The organism is Furfurilactobacillus entadae, from assembly GCF_045862745.1.
Classification (GTDB): Bacteria; Bacillota; Bacilli; order Lactobacillales; family Lactobacillaceae; genus Furfurilactobacillus; species Furfurilactobacillus entadae.
Genome location: NZ_BQXN01000002.1, coordinates 114,070 through 134,635 on the forward strand (window position 1 = coordinate 114,070; position 20,566 = coordinate 134,635).

Annotated in this window: 20 protein-coding genes; all 20 read left to right on the forward strand. The window is 48.3% G+C overall.

What is annotated here, in order from left to right:
- Positions 1–129 precede the first annotated feature (129 nt).
- Positions 130–867, forward strand: a complete 738-nt coding sequence (locus ACKTR5_RS01730) for a ComF family protein (RefSeq protein ID WP_407878674.1) — start codon at positions 130–132, stop codon at positions 865–867.
- Positions 803–1,363, forward strand: coding sequence for a ribosome hibernation-promoting factor, HPF/YfiA family (gene hpf / locus ACKTR5_RS01735; RefSeq protein ID WP_407878675.1), 561 nt, complete (start codon positions 803–805; stop codon positions 1,361–1,363). Before ACKTR5_RS01730 ends, hpf begins: the two co-directional genes overlap by 65 nt.
- A 290-nt stretch (positions 1,364–1,653) precedes the next feature.
- Positions 1,654–4,017, forward strand: a complete 2,364-nt coding sequence (gene secA / locus ACKTR5_RS01740; RefSeq protein ID WP_407878677.1) for a preprotein translocase subunit SecA — start codon at positions 1,654–1,656, stop codon at positions 4,015–4,017.
- A gap of 140 nt (positions 4,018–4,157) precedes the next feature.
- A protein-coding gene (prfB, locus tag ACKTR5_RS01745; protein ID WP_407878678.1) for a peptide chain release factor 2 occupies positions 4,158–5,274 on the forward strand; the annotation gives its coding sequence in 2 pieces (ribosomal slippage) (positions 4,158–4,229 and positions 4,231–5,274; 1,116 coding nt in all).
- Positions 5,275–5,386: 112 nt separating this feature from the next.
- A complete protein-coding gene (locus ACKTR5_RS01750; protein ID WP_407878680.1) occupies positions 5,387–6,079 on the forward strand; it encodes a response regulator transcription factor in 693 nt (230 codons plus the stop codon).
- Positions 6,080–6,085: 6 nt separating this feature from the next.
- Positions 6,086–7,447, forward strand: a complete 1,362-nt coding sequence (locus ACKTR5_RS01755; protein ID WP_407878682.1) for a sensor histidine kinase — start codon at positions 6,086–6,088, stop codon at positions 7,445–7,447.
- 165 nt (positions 7,448–7,612) lie between these two features.
- Complete coding sequence (locus ACKTR5_RS01760; protein ID WP_407878684.1) at positions 7,613–8,491, forward strand: phosphate ABC transporter substrate-binding protein PstS family protein; 879 nt, start codon at positions 7,613–7,615, stop codon at positions 8,489–8,491.
- A gap of 13 nt (positions 8,492–8,504) precedes the next feature.
- Positions 8,505–9,440, forward strand: a complete 936-nt coding sequence (gene pstC, locus ACKTR5_RS01765; RefSeq protein WP_407878686.1) for a phosphate ABC transporter permease subunit PstC — start codon at positions 8,505–8,507, stop codon at positions 9,438–9,440.
- On the forward strand, positions 9,440–10,327 hold the full coding sequence (pstA, locus tag ACKTR5_RS01770; RefSeq protein WP_407878687.1) for a phosphate ABC transporter permease PstA: 888 nt from the start codon (positions 9,440–9,442) through the stop codon (positions 10,325–10,327). The genes pstC and pstA overlap by 1 nt, the downstream gene beginning before the upstream one ends.
- Positions 10,328–10,347: 20 nt before the next feature.
- The gene (gene pstB / locus ACKTR5_RS01775) at positions 10,348–11,169 is read left to right on the forward strand and encodes a phosphate ABC transporter ATP-binding protein PstB (RefSeq protein WP_407878688.1); all 822 of its coding nucleotides are present in this window, start codon (positions 10,348–10,350) and stop codon (positions 11,167–11,169) included.
- A gap of 20 nt (positions 11,170–11,189) precedes the next feature.
- The gene (pstB, locus tag ACKTR5_RS01780; RefSeq protein WP_407878689.1) at positions 11,190–11,945 is read left to right on the forward strand and encodes a phosphate ABC transporter ATP-binding protein PstB; all 756 of its coding nucleotides are present in this window, start codon (positions 11,190–11,192) and stop codon (positions 11,943–11,945) included.
- 32 nt (positions 11,946–11,977) lie between these two features.
- Positions 11,978–12,688 carry a phosphate signaling complex protein PhoU gene (phoU, locus tag ACKTR5_RS01785; protein ID WP_407878691.1) on the forward strand — a complete coding sequence of 237 codons (711 nt, stop codon included), beginning with the start codon at positions 11,978–11,980 and terminating at the stop codon, positions 12,686–12,688.
- A gap of 227 nt (positions 12,689–12,915) precedes the next feature.
- The gene (locus tag ACKTR5_RS01790) at positions 12,916–13,251 is read left to right on the forward strand and encodes a PspC domain-containing protein (RefSeq protein ID WP_407878693.1); all 336 of its coding nucleotides are present in this window, start codon (positions 12,916–12,918) and stop codon (positions 13,249–13,251) included.
- Positions 13,252–13,269: 18 nt separating this feature from the next.
- Positions 13,270–13,620: a phage holin family protein gene (locus tag ACKTR5_RS01795; RefSeq protein WP_407878694.1), complete on the forward strand. Its 351-nt coding sequence runs from the start codon at positions 13,270–13,272 to the stop codon at positions 13,618–13,620.
- A gap of 11 nt (positions 13,621–13,631) precedes the next feature.
- Positions 13,632–14,606 (forward strand): HPr(Ser) kinase/phosphatase, encoded by a 975-nt coding sequence (gene hprK, locus ACKTR5_RS01800; protein WP_407878696.1) that lies wholly within the window; start codon positions 13,632–13,634, stop codon positions 14,604–14,606.
- A 5-nt stretch (positions 14,607–14,611) separates the two neighbouring features.
- Positions 14,612–15,472, forward strand: coding sequence for a prolipoprotein diacylglyceryl transferase (lgt, locus tag ACKTR5_RS01805; protein ID WP_407878697.1), 861 nt, complete (start codon positions 14,612–14,614; stop codon positions 15,470–15,472).
- On the forward strand, positions 15,469–16,485 hold the full coding sequence (locus ACKTR5_RS01810) for an NAD(P)H-dependent glycerol-3-phosphate dehydrogenase (protein ID WP_407878698.1): 1,017 nt from the start codon (positions 15,469–15,471) through the stop codon (positions 16,483–16,485). Before lgt ends, ACKTR5_RS01810 begins: the two co-directional genes overlap by 4 nt.
- A 65-nt stretch (positions 16,486–16,550) precedes the next feature.
- Positions 16,551–17,438, forward strand: coding sequence for a UTP--glucose-1-phosphate uridylyltransferase GalU (gene galU / locus ACKTR5_RS01815; protein WP_407878699.1), 888 nt, complete (start codon positions 16,551–16,553; stop codon positions 17,436–17,438).
- Positions 17,439–17,589: 151 nt separating this feature from the next.
- Complete coding sequence (trxB, locus tag ACKTR5_RS01820; RefSeq protein ID WP_407878700.1) at positions 17,590–18,537, forward strand: thioredoxin-disulfide reductase; 948 nt, start codon at positions 17,590–17,592, stop codon at positions 18,535–18,537.
- 172 nt (positions 18,538–18,709) lie between these two features.
- Positions 18,710–20,437: a phospho-sugar mutase gene (locus tag ACKTR5_RS01825; protein ID WP_407878702.1), complete on the forward strand. Its 1,728-nt coding sequence runs from the start codon at positions 18,710–18,712 to the stop codon at positions 20,435–20,437.
- Positions 20,438–20,566: the final 129 nt, after the last annotated feature.

A 20,566-nucleotide genomic window follows, 5' to 3' on the forward strand; every position in this document is an offset into this window, starting at 1 on the left:
ACACAACGCGCAGTGTGTGACCGTTGTTTGGCGACGTTTACCCGAATTGACCGGGCGACTGCCTGTCCACAGTGCGGGCGTGCTCAACAACAACCTGGCCAATGTCATGATTGTGAGCGTTGGAATCAAATGGCGGACGTTTCGGCCACAAATGCAGCGCTGTTTGAGTACAATGAGGCGATGAAAGCATTTATGCATGCGTATAAGTTTATTGGTGATTGTCGGCTGGCGGCGGTCTTTCAGCCAAGCGTTACGGCGGCTATTATGGCACTTCGCCCGGATGTCGTGGTGCCCATGCCGGTGGCCCAATCAACATTAGTTAAACGGGGATTTAACCAGGCAACGCTACTTTTGCCACACAGTGTCCTAGTCGTTTCGGCGCTACGGGTTCAAACGGTGATGAAGGTCCAGCAATCACGACTTGGCCGAACGGCGCGGTTAGCCCGAACACAACCGTTTGAACTGGATGGACAAGCTGGTCGAAAACTGACCGGTCAGCAGGTGCTTATCTTTGATGATGTGTACACAACCGGGCGAACAATGCGATTTGCCATGCAAGTCTTACAAGACGCGGGGGCCAAAGTCCCTGACAGGGCTTACATTAGCGCGTTAATGCGCCTTATTGAGGGGTTATTATTGAGTGTTAACGACAGGTTCGCTATAATAAAGTTACAGGTAGCGATAGAGTGGTCCTATCAAAACCACTTCATGGTAAACGCCCAACGTGGCACCATGAAGACAGCGCTAAACGCGCTTAAGCCCCCGCATAGCGGGAACTTAGTTCGGAAGGGAGCGAAGTTTTATGTTAGATGTACAAACTCGTGGAGAAAACATCTCAGTAACCGATGCACTCAGAGACTATGTTGATAAGAAAGTAACCAAGATCGAACGGTACTTGGAACCGAATGTCAGCGCTGTTGCCCATGCTAATTTGCGGGTCTATCCAGATAAAACAGCAAAGGCAGAAGTGACCATTCCGTTGCCATACTTGACGTTACGGGCAGAAGAAACATCTGATGACCTGTACAAGAGTATCGACACAATGTCGGATCGGTTGGAACGTCAGGTTCGTAAATACAAGACCAAGGTTAACCGGAAGTCTCGGGAAAAGGGTTACAAGGGCTTAGACTTCCGTCCAGACGAAGTGGTTGTTGAAGAAGAACAACCAGAAGCACGCTTTGACGTGGTTCGGACCAAGAACCTGCAGCTGAAGCCAATGGATAATGAAGAAGCCATTTTACAAATGGATTTATTGGGCCATGATTTCTTCATTTACCAAGATGCAGAGACTGATGAAGTTAATGTTGTGTACCGTCGTAATGATGGGCGTTACGGTTTATTGCAAGCCGGTAGTATTGATTAAGTAATCAAATGGAGTTCATTGTAAGCACCGCAATTGCGGTGCTTTTTTTATTGCCTTACTAGACAACTGTTGAAGTGGTTGGCTATGAACACCGGATTTTTGACCGAGAAGCGGGGAATTCGGGTGGGTCATCGTTGTGTAAATGTTAGTGGAACGTTAGGATTAAGAGGAATCTGTGGCTAAATCGGGCGAACCAGTTTTAAATACGGCCATCTAATGCTAAAATATATAGTTGATATACTGCGCGGTTTGTAACATTAACGCGCCTAAGGGAAGGAAAAAGTTACTGTATGCCAAACCTCTTAAAAAATTGGGTTGAATCAGATGCCCGTAAAGTTCGTCGGTTAGGCCAAACGGCTGATGAAGTCATGGCTTATGAAGATGAATATGCAAAATTAAGTGATGAAGAATTACAGGCAAAAACGCCTGAATTCCAAGAACGCTATCAAAATGGCGAAACCTTGGATAATTTGCTGCCAGAAGCCTTTGGTGTTGCGCGTGAAGCAGCCAAACGGGTTTTAGGCCTCTTTCCATTCCGGGTTCAAATCATGGGGGGGATTGTCCTCCATCATGGTGATATTGCGGAAATGAAGACTGGTGAAGGGAAGACCCTGACGGCAACCATGCCCGTGTACCTCAATGCATTATCAGGTAAAGGGGTTCACGTTGTTACGGTTAACGAATACCTGTCTGCTCGTGACGCGACGGAAATGGGTGAACTGTACAACTGGCTAGGATTAAGCGTTGGGATCAACGGAGCTGAAAAGTCTGCTGCTGGAAAGCGGGAAGCGTACGATTCTGACATTACCTACTCAACAAACGGTGAAATTGGGTTTGATTACCTTCGTGATAACATGGTCGTTTACAAGGATGACCAAGTTCAACGTGGGCTAAACTTTGCGATCATTGATGAAGTTGACTCCATTTTGATCGATGAATCACGGACACCGTTGATTATTTCAGGTGGTTCAGCCGGAAATACAAACCTGTACGAACGGGTTGACCTGTTTGCAAAGACGTTACGTGAAAAGACGGATTACAAGGTTGACCTTGAATCAAAGACCGTTTCACTGACGGATGAAGGAAACCGGAAGGCTGAAAAATACTTCGATCTAAAAAATCTGTACGATACTGAAAATACGGCGCTAACACACCATATTGACCAGGCGTTGCGGGCCAACTTCATCATGTTCAACAACAAGGACTATGTGGTTCAAGAAGGGGAAGTTCAAATCGTTGACTCCTTTACCGGACGGATCATGGAAGGCCGGCGGTTCTCTGACGGCTTGCACCAAGCGTTGGAAGCTAAAGAACATGTGGACATCCAAGAAGAAACCAAGACGATGGCCAACATCACGTACCAAAACTTGTTCCGGATGTACGACAAGCTTTCCGGGATGACCGGGACGGCGAAGACGGAACAAGAAGAATTCCGTGAAATTTACAACATGGAAGTTATCACAATTCCAACGAACAAACCGGTTTTGAGACAGGATGAACCAGACTTACTGTACCCAAGTTTGAAGAGTAAGTTTAACGCGGTTGTGGACGAAATTAACCGACTTCACGAAAAGGGTCAGCCAATGTTAATTGGGACCGTGGCCGTGGAAACGTCTGAATACTTGTCACACCAGTTGGATGAAATGAACATTCCCCACAGTGTGCTGAACGCGAAGAACCACGCCCGCGAAGCTGAAATCATCATGAATGCGGGCCAAAAGGGTGCCGTAACCATTGCCACCAACATGGCTGGTCGTGGAACGGATATCAAGCTTGGACCTGGGGTTCGTGAACTTGGTGGTCTTGCTGTGATTGGGACGGAACGTCATGAATCACGGCGGATCGATAACCAACTTCGGGGCCGTTCTGGACGGCAAGGGGATCCTGGTTTTTCACAGTTCTACTTGTCATTAGAAGATGATTTGATGCTCCGGTTTGGTTCTGAACGGGTCAAGTCACTGCTTCAACGGATGAATGTTGAGGAAGATGACGCGGTCATTAAGAGCCGGTTAATCACGCGGCAAGTTGAATCTGCTCAAAAGCGGGTTGAAGGGAATAACTATGATTCCCGGAAGAACGTGCTGCAATACGATGACGTTATGCGTGAACAACGTGAAGTTATCTATAAGCAACGGCAAACTGTGATCACCGAACCAGATGACTTGAAGTGGGTCATCATGCCGATGATTGAACGGACCGTTAACCGCATCGTTGATATGCATACAAATGGTGACCAGGCTAACTGGGAACTTGAAAGCATTGCCGACTTCGCAACGGCTGCAATGGTTGATGAAGACACCATTTCCGTTGAAACGTTGTCTGGCAAATCAGCAGCGGACATTAAGGCTTACTTGATGGACCGGGCCGAAGACGTTTACCAAGCTAAACAAAAGCAGCTGTACGATCCTAACCAAATGCTTGAATTCGAAAAGGTGGTTATCCTCCGTTGTGTGGATTCTCACTGGACTGATCACATTGACACACTGGACCAGCTTCGCCAATCCATTCAATTACGTGGTTATGGTCAGCTGAACCCACTGATTGAATACCAAAGTAACGCCTTTACGATGTTTGAAGAAATGGTCTTCGACATTGAATATGACGCAACCCGTCTCTTCATGAAGAGTGAAATTCGGCAAAATATGGAACGTTAATTCGCGGTAATCGTGATTTAATTCCGTGGAGTGAATGCACATCAAAACGATTGATTTTCCAATGCGGGAAGTCAGTCGTTTTGGTTTATGAAGGACAAATTGTTTAGAACGTTAAATTAACGAAATAAGGAGTGAATGTTATGGAACTAGCTGAAGCAAAACAACGGTTAGCCGACATGCAGCAACAGATCACGAACTTTAGGGGGTCACTTTGACCTCGATGCCCTAGATCAGAGCATTGCTGAAAATGAAGCCCGAATGGCCGAACCGGATTTTTGGAACGACAACGTGGCGGCCCAAACGGTGATTGATGCCAACAATGCGTTGAAGGCAAAACACGACACGTTTATGGAGCTGGATGAGGCCGTGGAAAATCTGGCCCTCACCATTGAATTGCTGGACGATGAACCAGATGACGAAATGATGGCACAATTGGACGATGATGTGGCTGCAACTGAGAAACGGTTACAGGCGTACCGCCTAACCCAACTGTTGGATGAACCGTACGATGGAAACAATGCCATTCTGGAAATTCATCCCGGTGCTGGTGGGACCGAATCACAGGACTGGGGTCAAAACCTTCTGCGGATGTACACGCGGTGGGCAGAACAACACCAGTTCAAGGTCGATATTGTGGATTACCAAGCGGGGGACGTTGCGGGGTTAAATAGCGCGACCATCCTCATTTCAGGAACCAACGCTTACGGTTATTTGCGAAGTGAAAAAGGGGTTCACCGGTTTGTTCGGATTTCCCCGTTTGATTCAGCTGGACGGCGCCACACGTCCTTTGTGAGTGTGGATGTTATGCCAGAATTGGATGATTCCATTGAGGTGGATCTGAATCCGGATGACATTCGGATGGAAGTTTTCCGTTCTAGTGGTGCCGGTGGTCAGCACATCAATAAAACCTCATCCGCGGTTCGGTTGATTCATGAACCAACTGGGATTGTTGTGTCATCACAGGCCCAACGGTCACAGTTCCAAAATAAAGACACGGCAATGGCCATGTTAAAGGCGAAGTTGTACGAACGTGAAGAACAAAAGAAGGCCGAAGAAAAGGCGAAGTTAGAGGGAACCCAGATGGAAATTGGCTGGGGCTCACAGATTCGCTCCTACGTTTTCCAACCGTACACGTTGGTGAAGGATCACCGAACGGGGTACGAAACGGGGAACGGACAGGCGGTCTTGGACGGTGATTTAGATCCGTTTATTGATGCGTACTTGCAGTGGAACCTGAAACAAAAAAATCCTGATTAAGGTGAAAGGACCCGCTAACACACGGTGTGGCGGGTCCTTTTTGTACCTAAAATATGCTATACTGCACGTGACAAATGGTGATCTGTGGAAAAAGGTGGCTGGAGAAGGGCTCATGACAAAACGCATTTTAGTGGTAGATGATGAACCGAGCATTGTAACATTGCTTCGCTATAACCTTGAACAGGCTGGGTATGCCGTTGAGATCGCAACGGATGGCTTGAGTGCATTGGCTAAGATTCAGACGGAAGACTATTTTTGTGTCCTACTAGATTTAATGTTGCCAGAGTTAGACGGGCTTGAAGTCACAAAGCAAGCGCGTCGTGCCGGAATTCAAACGCCTATCATCATCGTGACTGCTAAAGGCGATGAATTTGACCGGGTCTTTGGGCTAGAAATTGGTGCGGATGATTACGTCGTTAAGCCGTTTTCCCCACGCGAAATTATTGCACGAATTAAAGCCGTTACGCGGCGTAATGCGCCAAGTGCCAGCGTTGAACCAACCCACCCCGTCATTACGGTGGGCGAGTTATCAGTTGATGAAGACCGCTTGCGGGTCATGCGGGCGGGCCAGCCGATTGCATTGACGCCAAAGGAGTTTGAACTACTGGATTACCTTGTGCAGCGTCAGGGACGGGTGTTGAGTCGCGAGGCGCTTCTTAACGGCGTGTGGGGCTACAATTATGCTGGTGACAGCCGGATGGTCGATATGCACATTAGCCATCTACGTGAAAAAATTGAAGTTGACCCCAAACATCCGCAACTGCTAAAAACGGTGCGGGGGTTTGGGTATCAATTCGGGGAGTAACAACGAATGCAAACGCTGAAACGACGCTTACTTTGGGGCACCACCCTGTTTAATGGGTTCCTTTTGATTGCTTTATGGGCGCTGACAAGCCCACAACATCACGTGGCGGTCGTCATTGCGGTGCTAATAACGGCAATAGGTGAATTTATTGGGTTGTGGTGGTTAATGGCGCGTCAAGAACGGGTCCTTCGTGATATAACGGGGCAAGTCTTGCACCTTAATGATCCGGCAAAAACACACCGATTACTGCTACCGCCAAACCATGCTTACGCAGATTTAACGCAGGCAATCAACATGGCGGCTGATGAATTACGGCACCAAAACCACGTTTTTCAGCGCCAAGAAAGTGAACTGGATAGTCTTCTGGAGTATTTGCCTGTTGGTGTAATTGCCATTGACTGGCGCCGGCAGACCCAGTTGCTTAATCCGATGGCAGCGCAGCTACTGGAAATTGCGAGTACCCCGATTCCACACCCATACACGGTTGATGTTCAGCAGTATGCGTTAACCGAACAGATCGAAACGACGCTCCGTGAGCACACAAATCGGCGGCAAACGTTAACCCTGACGTTACCAGCAGCGACGCGGACGCTGGAAGTCTCAACCTTGTATAATCAGCCCCGTCCGCACCACGAACAGGTGCTGGTGCTCCTGTACGATCTAACCGAAGTGACGCAAATTGAACAAATGCAACTTGATTTTGTTTCCAATGCGTCACATGAGTTGAAGACACCGTTGACAGCCATTGCAGGCTTCACGGAAACGCTGTTAAACGGGGCGCAGAATGATCCAGAAACCCGGCAGGAATTTTTAAAAATCATTGATGAACAATCGCACCAACTGATGGATTTGATTGAAGATGTTTTGTCCGTATCGCGGCTTCAAAATCCGCAACGGCGAACCACAACGCCGGTCGCCGTTAATCTTTCAGAGTTGGTGGCAGCACAATTGAAGCTTCAGGGGCAGTCCATTGACCGTCGTGAGTTGATGGTGATAAACGACATTCCGGCGGGAACCATTGTAATGAGCGATGCGGGGATGCTGACACAGATTGTTAAAAATCTGTTGTCGAACGCGATAAAGTATAATCACCAGCAAGGGACAATTAGGTTTGGCCTGACGACCACATCAACGGGGAACTGGCAGTTGCAGGTCAAGGACACTGGTTACGGCATGACGCCGGCACAACAAGCACGAATTTTTGAGCGGTTTTATCGTGCAGAGTTGTCGCATACCAAACAACGGGTACCAGGAACCGGTCTTGGTTTAGCGATTGTTAAGGAACTCGTTGAGTTGCTCGGCGGAACCGTGGGTGTTCAGAGTCAACCGGATGTCGGCACAACGATGACGGTTAGCTTTCCCAAATAATAACGGGCCGTGTTAGCGGCGCATGAATCGTTTTTTAAACGGTGTATGCGGTGCGACACGGCCTTTTTTGCGACCTTTACACAACCTTTACACATTGACCAACGGGCCTTTACATCCATTTTATACACTAGGAGGTGAGTTAGAGATGGTCGAGGAGGGGTCTAAATGAACAAACGACAACTAACAATTACGGTAATCATCATCGTCGTAATTGGTGGGTTATTGGGTTTAGGATATCGACAGCGTGAACAGACAAACACGGGTGGCTCGATTACGGCAGTAGGGTCCACAGCGCTTCAACCCTTAGTTGAAGCCGCCGGTGAACAATATAGTAGCGAACACTTTGGCGTGTTTATTAATGTCCAGGGTGGTGGCTCAGGGACCGGATTGAGCCAGATTCAAGAGGGTGCCGTTGCCATTGGGAACTCGGATGTCTTTGCGAGTGAACAGGCGGGGATCAAGGCGAAACACCTTGTGGATCACCGGGTTGCTGTTGTGGGAATTACGCCCATTGTCAGTAAGGATGCTGGGGTCACTAACTTAACAACGGCACAATTACAAAAAGTATTTGACGGGACGTACACAAACTGGCGCCAGGTTGGTGGCCATGACGTTCCAATTACGATCGTTAACCGCGCCCAAGGGTCAGGAACTCGGTCAACCTTTGAGCGGTGGGCGTTGAAGAAGCATAAAGTGGCAACGGCCCAGGAGCAAGATTCATCCGGGATGGTGCGCTCCATTGTCGGCACGACACCGGGTGCCATTAGTTACGTGGCCTTTTCTTACGTTAATAAGACGGTTCAACCAGTTTCACTCAACGGGGTGAAGCCAACGGATGCAAACGTTAAGACCAATGCGTGGAAGGTTTGGTCCTATGAACATATGTATACTAACGGCCAACCAACTGGTGTGACAAAGGGATTCTTGACGTACATTCAGTCGGATAAAATCCAGTCCACCCTGGTGAAACAATTAGGCTATATCAGCATGGCACAAATGAAGGTTGACCGGAGCGTCACCGGTGTTGTGACGACGATTCGTTAAAGGGAGCGTAAAGATGAAAGAAACATCAACAGATTCAATTAAGGCTCAGCTTCAAAAAACATCCCGGGCGACACGAATTGAGCGGCGCGGGCGCACGGTGAGCTTCTTGGCACTAATGCTAATTTTGGCGGTGGTCATTGCGATTTTCTGGTTTGTCGCTGCAAAAGGGTTGGCAACGTTCTTTGATAATCACATCAATGTTTGGTCATTTTTAAGTGGTAAGACGTGGGATCCTTCGGTGAAGGGGGCTAACGGCCAACCACAACTCGGTGCACTGCCAATGATTGTCGGGTCCTTTTTGATCACGTTATTATCGGCGATTCTAGCAACGCCATTTGCCATCGGGACAGCAGTCTTTATGAATGAGATTGCGCCAAAACACGGGGCCAAGATTTTACAGCCCGTTACAGAACTGCTGGTTGGAATTCCGTCCGTTGTGTATGGCTTTATCGGACTGTCCGTGGTGGTTCCGTTTATTCGGCACATTTTTGGTGGGAGTGGGTTTGGGATTCTCTCAGGAACAATCGTCTTATTCGTCATGATTTTACCAACGATCACCTCAATGACGGCGGATACGTTGAAGTCTGTCCCCCGTTACTATCGGGAAGCTTCCTTGGCACTTGGTGCAACACGGTGGCAAACGACACGTAAAGTGGTGCTTCGGGCCGCAACACCAGGCATCTTAACCGCCATCGTTTTTGGGATGGCACGGGCTTTTGGTGAGGCGCTGGCCGTTCAAATGGTGGTGGGGAACGCAACGTTGCTTCCAAACAACTTGGTGTCACCATCGTCAACGTTAACGTCCGTGCTGACGCAGGGGATCGGAAACACGGTCATGGGGAGTTTGCAAAACAACGCCTTGTGGTCACTTGCGTTGGTTCTGCTGTTAATGTCACTATTCTTTAACCTGGTCATCCGGTTGATCGGTCGGAAGGGGGCGCTACGCTAATGAATCCAAAAACAGCGGATAAAATTGCAACGGGTGTCTTCTACGCCATCGCCGGGATTGTCATTCTGATTTTGGTTTTCTTACTCGGCTATATTTTAGTGGCTGGGCTGCCAAAGCTGACGTGGCACTTCTTGGTGACACCGGCAAAGGCCTTCACTGCTGGCGGCGGAATTGGGCTTCAATTGTTTAACTCGTTTTACTTGTTGATCCTAACCATGTTGATTTCATTCCCAATTGCGTTAGGTGCTGGGATTTATTTGAATGAATACGCTAAGAAAAATTGGCTGACGAGTTTGGTTCGGACGGCCATTGAAATTTTAAGTTCATTACCATCGGTTGTTGTGGGGTTGTTTGGTTTTCTCCTGTTCGTTGTTCGCTTCAAGATGGGTTTTTCCATCCTGTCAGGGGCGTTGGCGTTAACGTTTTTTAACCTTCCGTTGTTGACCCGGAGCATTGAGACGGCGCTGGCCGCCATTCCGAACCTCCAGCGTGAAGCAGGACTCGCATTGGGCCTGTCCCGGTGGGAAACGGTCACACACGTTATTCTGCCAGCAGCGGTCCCAAGTATTTTAACCGGGGTGATTTTAAGCGCCGGGCGGGTCTTTGGTGAAGCCGCCGCACTGATCTACACGTCGGGGCAATCAGCACCGGCCCTGAACTTTGCGGATTGGAATCCGTTTAACATTTCCAGCCCGTTAAATCCAATGCGACCAGCGGAAACGTTGGCAGTTCACATTTGGAAGATCAATTCAGAGGGGATTATGCCTGATGCCAGTGCCGTTTCAGCTGGTGCCTCAGCGGTTCTTGTTTTGGCCGTCCTCTTATTTAATGTCTTAGCACGGTGGTTAGGCCGGCGGTTATATCGGCGGCTAACGGCGGGTAATTAACTTCAAAGGAGTGATATCTGATGACAACGTTAACAGACACATTGACATCAACGCCGCCAGAGCGGTTCATTAAGCAATTGGACGAGGAAACTCATGAAATTGCGTTAACCACGAAAAATCTCCACGTCTACTATGGGGACAACGAAGCGTTAAGTGAAGGGGATCTTCAGTTTGAACGGTATAATATTACCGCGTTAATCGGCGCGTCAGGCTCCGGGAAATCGACCTTTTTGCGGTCACTTAACCGCATGAACGATGGCATTGCTCGGGTGGACGGCCAGATTATGTACCGCGGCCTGGACATTAATAGCGACCAAATTGACGTGTACGAGATGCGGCGGCACATCGGCATGGTGTTCCAACGCCCCAACCCCTTTGCAAAGTCAATCTACGACAACATTACGTTTGCCCTTAAACAACGGGGCTTACGCGATAAGCAACAGTTGGATGAAATTGTGGAGACCTCCTTACGCCAAGCGGCCATGTGGGACCAGGTTAAAGATGAGTTGCATCAAAGTGCCTTATCGTTGTCCGGTGGGCAACAGCAGCGGTTGTGCATCGCCCGGGCGATTGCCATGAAGCCAGATATTTTGTTAATGGACGAACCGGCAAGTGCGTTGGATCCAGTGGCAACATCGCAAATTGAAGATACACTGTTGCAATTGAAAGAACACTACACGATTGTGATCGTGACCCATAATATGCAACAAGCAGCCCGCATCAGTGACTACACCGCCTTCTTCCACATGGGCAAGGTGTTAGAGTATGACGAGGCGAGAAAAATCTTTACCCGACCAAAAGTAACGATTACAAATGATTATATTTCTGGGAATTTTGGCTAAGATCGGCGGGAGGACAGTCAATGACAGCAATTATGGCGGTTGACAATTTACACCTATTTTATGGTAAAAAGGAAGCACTAAAGGGCATCGATTTAACGTTCCCTGAAAAAGGCATCACCGCGCTCATTGGTCCGTCTGGTTGTGGGAAGTCGACGTTTTTGCGGTGTTTGAACCGAATGAATGATTTGATTGATGGTGTGACGATCACCGGGAACGTGATGTTCAATGGGCAGAATGTGTATGCACCAGATACAGATGTTGTGGCGCTTAGAAAAGAGGTTGGGATGGTCTTTCAACAACCCAATCCGTTCCCGTTTTCCATCTATGAAAACGTTATTTACGGACTTCGCTTGGCCGGGATTCATGATAAACAGGTCTTGGATGAAGCGGTGGAACATAGTTTGAAGCAGGCCGCTGTTTGGGATGAAGTGAAGGATGATTTACAAAAAAATGCGTTGGCACTGTCTGGCGGTCAACAGCAACGGGTTTGTATCGCTCGGGTTCTAGCCGTCTCACCAACCGTGCTATTATTGGATGAACCGACTAGCGCCCTCGACCCAGTGTCCAGCCACGTTGTGGAAGAAACACTGTTAAAACTGCGCTATGATTACACGATCATTACCGTGACCCACAACCTTCAACAAGCGTCACGGATTGCAGATCGCACCGCCTTCTTTTTGCAAGGCGAGCTTGTTGAAGCCAGTGACACGAAGCAAATGTTTATGAATCCAGAAAAGCAGCAGACACAAGACTACATTTCTGGTCGATTTGGGTAACCAGTCAATTTAAAGTAAGGGGAGAACACATCATGCGGCGATTGTTTGACGATGAATTAAATGATTTAGACACCAGTTTCACGGAAATGGGGATGCTCGTTTCAGAAGCGATTGGTAAGGCGGTGACCTCGTTTGTGAATCATGATCGGGCACTCGCCCAGGAAGTGATTGATCATGACCACCTCATTAATGATCGGGAGGTTCAGCTTGAAAAGAAATCTTTTGAGATGATTGCGTTGTACCAACCAGTGACGACTGATTTACGTGAAATTGTGACCATTTTGAAAGCTGTTTCTGACCTTGAACGCATGGGGGACTACGCGCGAAGTGTGGCCCACTCGACCATTCGGGTGAAGGGCAACAAGCGGGTCGCCAGCATCGAACAGCACGTCTCAGAAATGGGGACGATTGTTCAACAAATGGTCGCCGATGTTTTGGCGGCCTACGTTAAAGAAGAAGGGGTTCGGGCAAAAGAAATTGCCAAAACCGACGCCCGGGCAGCCGATTACTACCAACTTATTTACATGGAAAGCATTGACCAAATGCGGCAGGACCCAGAGGTTGTCATCGGTACAACCGATTACTTGGCCGTTGCGCAATACTTGAAGCGAATTGGTGATTACGTAACGAATATCTGTGAATGGATCGTTTACTTACAAACGGGGAAAATCGTGGAATTGAACCCGAGAAATGATCACCAGCAAGCAGAAGCGGAAACAAATAAGCCAACAAATAATGAATAAGTACATTGCAGCGTAGGCTCATCACGCTAGCAACAGTTAACAATGACACCTGGGCTAGAATCGCCTGAGGTGTTTTTTGCGTTTTATTGTCATGAGGCCGACTGGTCGCAGGAAATATTTTTGTGGTTTATCATAAGTCATGGTGAAAAGTTGGCGAGAGGCGCGTGAATGCGCTAAAATTAGGACATTCAAAGTGATAATTCATGGGATTGTGAGGTCTGGATTGGATGAAGCGAGCTAAATTAACAAAGTCACGCACAGATCGGTGGATTGGCGGCGTTTTCGGGGGCCTTGGTGCGTATTTACACATCAACGCAACGGTGCTCAGAATTGGCTATTTATTGTTGGCCATTTTTTTGCCACCGCACTTCATCATGCCGTTGTTAGCAATTGTGCTGTACGGCGTGTTACTGTGGACGATTCCGTCAGCGGATGGGGATAACGACGCGGCCACGTTCAATGTCTTTGGTGACTTATTTAGTGGTCAGTCGCGGTCGGAGCGTCGGGGCCGCAAAGAAATCCATGCCGAGGAACGTGATGTCCATGATAAGCACGATAAATAGAGAGAAATAGGTGAGAGAATGAAATTTTGGCAACGCATTATCATTGACGCATTGCTCTTTATGGCAATTGCGGGCTTTTTCCGAAACAGTTTCCACGTTTCAAGCGTGTGGTATGCACTGGTTGCGAGCTTAGTGTTGGCGATTCTAAACGCCGGCATTAAACCGTTCTTGGTGATTTTATCGTTACCGATCACATTTTTAACGTTAGGGTTGTTTTCCATCGTGATCAACGCGGCCATGTTGGAATTAACCAGCTTCTTTGTGGGAGCACAGAACTTTCAGATTTCTAACTTCGGGATGGCGATGGTCGCGGCATTGATTATGTCGATTTGTAATGCAATTATTTCGGGTTATTTCAACGCTGAATAGGAGGATGACTTGTGGCAGATAGTGTGACGATTCGCGAGCTGGTGGAGAATGCCCGGCTCTCCGTATACTACGGTGAAGAATATTTAGATGAACGACGTGTAACAACCCCAGACATTTCGCGGCCTGGCTTGGAAATGACGGGATACTTTAATTACTATCCGCCGGAACGGATTCAGTTGTTAGGAATCACGGAGACCTCGTTTTCAAAGAAAATGAGTCATGAAGAGCTCCTCATGATCATGCGGAAGATGATGGGCGCCCAAACGCCTTGTTTTGTGGTCTCAACAGGGATTACACCACCAGATGAACTGCTTCAGGCAGCCGGTGAAGCGCACATTCCAGTATTGGGTTCAAAGCAGACTTCATCACGGATTCTGTCAAACATGTCGATGTACCTCAGTGGCGTGTTGGCAAAACGTCAATCCATTCATGGTGTGTTGGTTGATATTTACGGACTTGGGGTCCTTATTACTGGGGATTCCGGGGTTGGTAAATCTGAAACAGCGCTGGAACTGATTCGTCGGGGCCACCGGTTGATTGCCGATGACCGGGTGGACGTTTACCAACAGGACGAACAAACGCTGGTGGGTGAAGCACCGAAGATTTTGAATCACTTGATGGAAATTCGGGGAATCGGGATCATTGACGTGATGAACCTGTTTGGGGCCGGAGCGGTTCGGAGCCAAGCTAAAATTCAGTTGATCGTTCACCTCCAAAACTGGACACCAGATACGCAGTTTGACCGGTTGGGGAATGCGGATGATGAACGCCAGATTTTCGACGTTCAGGTGCCAATGATTTCCATTCCGGTTAAAACTGGGCGAAACTTAGCCATCATTATTGAATCTGCTGCGATGAACTTCCGGGCCCGTTCAATGGGTTACGACGCGACCAAGACGTTTGATCAAAACTTGAACAGTTTGATTCAAGAAAATTCTAAACGTGACGAAGCAAACGAAGCGGCAACGGAAGCGAAGAAGGACTAAGCGGCATGAATAACGAAACATTGCTCGGGGCGCTAAACCCCATTGCGCTTCACCTTGGACCACTTCAGGTGCACTGGTACGGCGTCATCATTACAAGTGGCGTCTTCCTGGCGTTATGGTTGTCTTTACGAGAAGCACGGCACCAGGGGTTAGATCCAGATGACCTATACGATTTTCTCTTGTGGGCATTGCCAGTAGCACTAATAACGGCCCGGCTGTATTATGTGGTCTTTCAATGGGATTACTACCAGCACCACCTGGACCAAATTATCGCCATTTGGGACGGTGGAATTGCCATCTACGGGGCGTTGATTGGGGCCATGATCGTTGTGGTTTGGTTTACGCGGGCGCGGCAGATCCCGACATTCTTGTTTCTTGACGTCCTCGCACCAACGGTGATTATGGCGCAGGGAATTGGGCGCTGGGGCAACTTTATGAACCAAGAGGCCTACGGTAAAATCACAACCCACGCACATTTAGAGGCGCTTCATCTGCCAGCGTTTATTGTGAACCAAATGAACATTGACGGGGCCTACCGAACCCCGACGTTCCTTTATGAATCTGTATGGGATCTTGCTGGGTTTGTCTTATTGATGAGCACGCGGCACATTAAGGGCCTTTACCGCCGTGGTGAAGTGTTCTTTCTCTATGTGTGCTGGTATGCGTTCGGACGGTTCTTTGTTGAAGGCATGCGGACTGACAGTCTCATGCTCGGTCCAGCACGTGTGTCCCAGTGGTTATCTGTGATTCTATTTATTGGTGCACTGACGTGGCTGATCATTCGTCGCCGTCAGGGCGTGCCAATGTACGTAACAGACAGTGAATTGACGACCCAGGGTGATAAACCCGGTAAGGAGAACTCATGACAACAAAAATTGCGGTCCTTGGTGCGGGTTCGTGGGGGAGTGTCCTCGCAAACTTATTAACAGAAAATGGCCATCAGGTGAGCCTGTGGTCGCATAACGAAGCACAAGTCGCAGAAATGAATGACCACCATACAAACCACGCGTACATGCCAAATTTCAATTATGAACCGGCATTAATGGTTACGGCCGATATGGCGACTGCGTTAGCGGATGCCGAGGTTGTTTTATTCGTTGTTCCAACGAAGGCCATTCGCGAAGTGAGCGCGGCAGCGGCAAAGATTCTTGTGGCAACTCACCAAACGGTGACCGTTGTGCACGCCATTAAGGGTTTGGAGCAGCAAACGTATAAACGGGTCTCTGAAATGTTGACGGAAGAGATTCCGGCAGCAAATCGCGACGCAATCGTTGTTTTATCTGGTCCCAGCCACGCAGAGGATGTCGCCAAAAAAGATATTACATTGATTACAGCAGCCTCACAAAACGTGGATGCTGCAAAAAAAGTGCAAAAACTCTTTATGAACCCGTATTTCAGGGTTTATACTAATACGGATGTGATTGGCGCCGAATTTGGGGCCGCACTGAAAAATATCATTGCCATCGGTGCCGGTGCCCTTCACGGCCTCGGCTACGGTGACAATGCAAAGGCAGCGCTATTGACACGGGGGCTGGCTGAGATCAGTCGTTTGGGACAGTCATTTGGAGCGAACCCACTAACCTTCATCGGGTTATCGGGTGTCGGTGATTTGATTGTGACGGCGACAAGCGTTAACTCGCGAAACTGGCGGGCTGGTAATGAGTTAGGGCAAGGTAAGTCATTACAAGAGGTTATTGATACAATGGGAATGGTTATCGAAGGGGTTGCTACGACAAAAGCAGCCCATGAGCTTGGCCGGGCCCGTCATGTTGAGATGCCAATTACAGATGCAATTTACGATGTCTTATACAATGAGGCGGATGTCCGTGCCGTTATTACAGGCCTAATGCAACGTGAGGGTCGTGCCGAACTCGGTTAGGGTGTTAGATAGTGCAAAACCAGGCCATGAAGAAAATGGTCGCAACACGAAAGGAATTTGTTGTTATGCAAAAAGTTAGAAAAGCCATTATTCCCGCTGCGGGTTACGGAACTCGTTTTTTACCGGAAACAAAGGCAATCGCCAAAGAAATGTTACCAATCGTTGATAAACCAACGATCCAGTTCATCGTTGAAGAAGCCCACAAAGCAGGGATCGAACAGATCTGTGTTGTGACTGGGCGGGGCAAGCGGTCTATTGAAGACCACTTCGATTCAGCACCTGAACTAGAAACGGACTTGGCTAACAAGGGCAAGGATTCAATGTTGCACGCCATTCAGTCAAGCAACGATAGTAACTTGTACTTTATCCGGCAGAGCCACATGCGTGGTTTAGGGGATGCCGTGTTAACAGCAAAGGACTTTATCGGTGACGAACCATTTGTTGTGTTGCTTGGTGATGACTTGATGGAAGACAAGGTTCCGTTGACAAAGCAATTAATCAACCGTTATAACGAAACTGGTGAATCAACGTTGGCCGTTATGCGCGTTCCTCATGAGGAAACGAACAAGTATGGTGTGATCAACCCTGTTAAGGAAGTTTCTGAAGGTTTGTATGAAGTGAAGAACTTCGTTGAAAAGCCAAAGCCAGAAGATGCACCATCAGACTTAGCCATCATCGGACGGTACCTGTTGACACCTGAAATCTTTGAAGCCTTGGAACAAACCCCAACGGGTAAAGGTGACGAACTTCAGTTGACAGACGCCATTGATTTGCTGAACAAGAAGCAACACGTTTACGCACATGAGTTTAATGGTGACCGTTACGACGTGGGTTACAAACTTGGTCTGATCAAGACAAACATTGAATTTGGTTTACGTCATCCAGATGTAAAGGATGATCTACGTGATTACGTCTTGCAATTAGCAGACGAAATCAAGGCCAATAAAAAATAAGCACCCCTTGGAAAACGCGCTGGCATTGAATTAATCAGGTCAGCGCGTTTTACCGTAGCGGGTAGCAAACAAAACAGTTGCCTTACTTACAAAAAGATAGTAATATGTGGCTATCGTTAAAAGCAGCGTGACTGCGGGAAGGAAGTTTAATATGACAAACAGTTATGATGTCATTGTGATTGGTGCCGGCCCTGGTGGGATGACGGCCGCACTTTACGCTTCACGGGCTAACCTGTCTGTCCTTTTGTTAGACCGGGGCATTTATGGTGGCCAGATGAACAACACGGCTGCCATTGAAAACTACCCTGGATTTAAGTCCGTTCTGGGGCCAGACCTTGCGAGTGCCATGTACGAAGGGGCCACCCAGTTTGGCGCAGAGTATGGTTACGGTGCCGTTGAAAAGATTACAGAAAATGACGACAACACGAAGACCGTGAAGACGGATACAGACGAGTATGTGGCGAAGGCCGTGGTCATTGGGACGGGATCCCAATACCGTAAGCTTGGCGTCCCAGGCGAGACAGAATTCTCTGGCCGGGGTGTTTCCTACTGTGCCGTTTGTGATGGTGCGTTCTTCAAGAACAAGCACGTCGTTGTTGTCGGCGGTGGCGATAGCGCCATTGAAGAAGGTATTTATCTGACACAGCTAGCAGAAAAGGTCACGGTCGTTCACCGGCGTGATCAGTTGCGGGCCCAGAAGGTGTCACAGGACCGGGCGTTTGCAAATGACAAGATGGACTTTGTGTGGAACACCGAAGTGACTGAAATTGTTGGTGACGACATGAAGGTAACTGGTGTTAAGCTTCATAACCGGGAGACTGGTGAAGACAGCACAATGGCCGCTGACGGCGTGTTCATTTACGTTGGAAACCTGCCAATGACCGAACCATTCATGGGTCTTGGTGTTACCGACGAAAATGGATGGATCCCAACGGATGACCACATGGCAACAAAGGTTCCTGGAATCTTCGCCATTGGGGATGTTCGTGAAAAGGATCTTCGCCAGATCACTACGGCTGTGGGTGATGGCGGCATTGCTGGTCAACAAGTTTTTCAATATTTGGAAGATTTGAAGGCTGCCGTTGCAGCAGAAGCCTAACAAATTTTATAATCAAAAGGTGTTTATGGACGCGTAATCGTTCGTAAGCACCTTTTTTGATTTAAAACGGTGGCGAGACCACTGGTGACGAACTGACTCTGCGCGGCGTTTCCGAATAGGGTATAATTAACGTCAGATTGGTGACTTTGATTATACGAATGGAGATGCAATTGTGGACTGGAAAGAAATGTACCAAACCTGGAATGATTACGCAGGTTTAGAAGCAGGACTTAAGTCAGAATTAACCGCCATGGCAAATGACGATGACGCCTTGGAGGATGCCTTTTATCAACCAATGAGTTTCGGAACTGCCGGGATGCGTGGTGTTATGGGACCTGGGATCAACCGGATGAACCTTTACACGGTGCGGCAGGCAACTGAAGGGCTCGCCATGTACATGGACCAGCTTGGCGATGAAGTGAAAGCACGTGGGGTCGCAATTAGTTTTGACTCACGGCACCACTCAACTGAATTCGCGCATGAAGCAGCCAAGGTTTTGGGTCAACACGGCATCAAGAGCTTTGTCTTTGAAGGGTTACGGCCAACACCAGAACTATCCTTCACGGTGCGTCACTTAAAGACGTTTGCTGGAATCATGATCACTGCTAGTCATAACCCCAAGCAGTTCAATGGTTACAAGATCTATGGTGAAGATGGCGCGCAGATGCCACCAAAGGATTCTGACCTGATCACGAGCTACATTCGGCGGGTAACGGACCTCTTTGCCATTGAAACGGCGGATGAGGCAGTGCTCATGGAAAATGGGTTAGAAACCATCATCGGTGAAGACGTCGACCAAGCTTACTTGGAAAACGTCGCAACGGTCACGGTTGATAAAGCGCTAGCCGCAGAAGAAGGCAAAGACATGACGTTTGTCTTTACACCACTTCACGGAACTGGGCGGATGCCCGGTGAACGGGCCCTTAAAAACGCTGGGTTTAAAAACTTCATTACGGTTCCTGAACAAGCCGAACCAGATGGTGATTTTCCAACCGTTGCCTTTCCGAACCCTGAATTTTCAGAGGCGTTTGACATGGCCATTGCCTTGGGAAAGGAAAAGAACGCGGACGTATTGATTGCCACGGACCCCGATGCTGACCGGTTAGGAACTGCCGTACGGTTGCCTAACGGTGAGTACCAACTCCTGACGGGGAACCAGATTGCAGCCCTAATGTTGCACTACATTCTTGAAGCAAACAAAACGGCAGGGACGCTACCAGAAAATGCGGTTGCCGTTAAGTCGATCGTTTCCACAGAGTTTGCGACAAAGATTGCTGAAAGCTACCATGTGGGCATGATCAACGTGTTGACTGGGTTTAAGTTTATTGCGGAACAGATCCAAAGCTTCCAGGATACGGGTAGCCACACGTTCATGTTTGGGTTTGAAGAAAGTTACGGGTATTTGATCAAGCCATTCGTTCGAGATAAGGATGCCATCCAGGCGTTGACCCTGTTGGCTGAAATCGCGGCGTACTACCGGAAGCAAGGAAAAACCCTGTATGATGGTCTGGAAGGGCTGTACAAAGAGTACGGTTACTTCCGTGAACAAACGTTGCAACAAACGTACGAGGGGATCGAAGGGCCTAAGAAGATCGAGGCCATTTTAGATAAGTTCAGAAACAACGCCCCAACCGCCTATGCTGGCGTTGAGGTTGTGGCAACGGACGACATCGCTAAGGGAACCAAGACGTTTGCTGATGGTAGTGTTGAAGCACTCGACCTGCCGCATGCAGAGGTCTTGAAGTACTGGTTAGCTGATGGCACGTGGATTGCTGTGCGGCCATCCGGGACGGAACCAAAAATCAAGTTCTACATTGGAACAAATGGGGCAACGTTGGCAGAAGCCAACACAAAGTTACAACAGTTTGCCGACGCCATTAACGCCTTTGTTGAAGGCTAAATGACATTAAAATAAAACGTTAGTTGAGAGAATGAAATCATTTTTTTCAGCTAACGTTTTTTTATTTGCCGAACCGTTTGTCGCAACGGATGGACCACTTATCCCAAAACAATTGAGAACCACACTGTG

Bases quoted from the DNA above. Each gene is read 5' to 3' on its own strand.
- ACKTR5_RS01730 (WP_407878674.1), top strand. From the start codon at position 130: ATGGCGGACGTTTCGGCCACAAATGCAGCGCTGTTTGAGTACAATGAG.
- hpf (WP_407878675.1), top strand. From the start codon at position 803: ATGTTAGATGTACAAACTCGTGGAGAAAACATCTCAGTAACCGATGCA.
- secA (WP_407878677.1), top strand. From the start codon at position 1,654: ATGCCAAACCTCTTAAAAAATTGGGTTGAATCAGATGCCCGTAAAGTT.
- ACKTR5_RS01750 (WP_407878680.1), top strand. From the start codon at position 5,387: ATGACAAAACGCATTTTAGTGGTAGATGATGAACCGAGCATTGTAACA.
- ACKTR5_RS01755 (WP_407878682.1), top strand. From the start codon at position 6,086: ATGCAAACGCTGAAACGACGCTTACTTTGGGGCACCACCCTGTTTAAT.
- ACKTR5_RS01760 (WP_407878684.1), top strand. From the start codon at position 7,613: ATGAACAAACGACAACTAACAATTACGGTAATCATCATCGTCGTAATT.
- pstC (WP_407878686.1), top strand. From the start codon at position 8,505: ATGAAAGAAACATCAACAGATTCAATTAAGGCTCAGCTTCAAAAAACA.
- pstA (WP_407878687.1), top strand. From the start codon at position 9,440: ATGAATCCAAAAACAGCGGATAAAATTGCAACGGGTGTCTTCTACGCC.
- pstB (WP_407878688.1), top strand. From the start codon at position 10,348: ATGACAACGTTAACAGACACATTGACATCAACGCCGCCAGAGCGGTTC.
- pstB (WP_407878689.1), top strand. From the start codon at position 11,190: ATGACAGCAATTATGGCGGTTGACAATTTACACCTATTTTATGGTAAA.
- phoU (WP_407878691.1), top strand. From the start codon at position 11,978: ATGCGGCGATTGTTTGACGATGAATTAAATGATTTAGACACCAGTTTC.
- ACKTR5_RS01790 (WP_407878693.1), top strand. From the start codon at position 12,916: ATGAAGCGAGCTAAATTAACAAAGTCACGCACAGATCGGTGGATTGGC.
- ACKTR5_RS01795 (WP_407878694.1), top strand. From the start codon at position 13,270: ATGAAATTTTGGCAACGCATTATCATTGACGCATTGCTCTTTATGGCA.
- lgt (WP_407878697.1), top strand. From the start codon at position 14,612: ATGAATAACGAAACATTGCTCGGGGCGCTAAACCCCATTGCGCTTCAC.
- ACKTR5_RS01810 (WP_407878698.1), top strand. From the start codon at position 15,469: ATGACAACAAAAATTGCGGTCCTTGGTGCGGGTTCGTGGGGGAGTGTC.
- galU (WP_407878699.1), top strand. From the start codon at position 16,551: ATGCAAAAAGTTAGAAAAGCCATTATTCCCGCTGCGGGTTACGGAACT.
- trxB (WP_407878700.1), top strand. From the start codon at position 17,590: ATGACAAACAGTTATGATGTCATTGTGATTGGTGCCGGCCCTGGTGGG.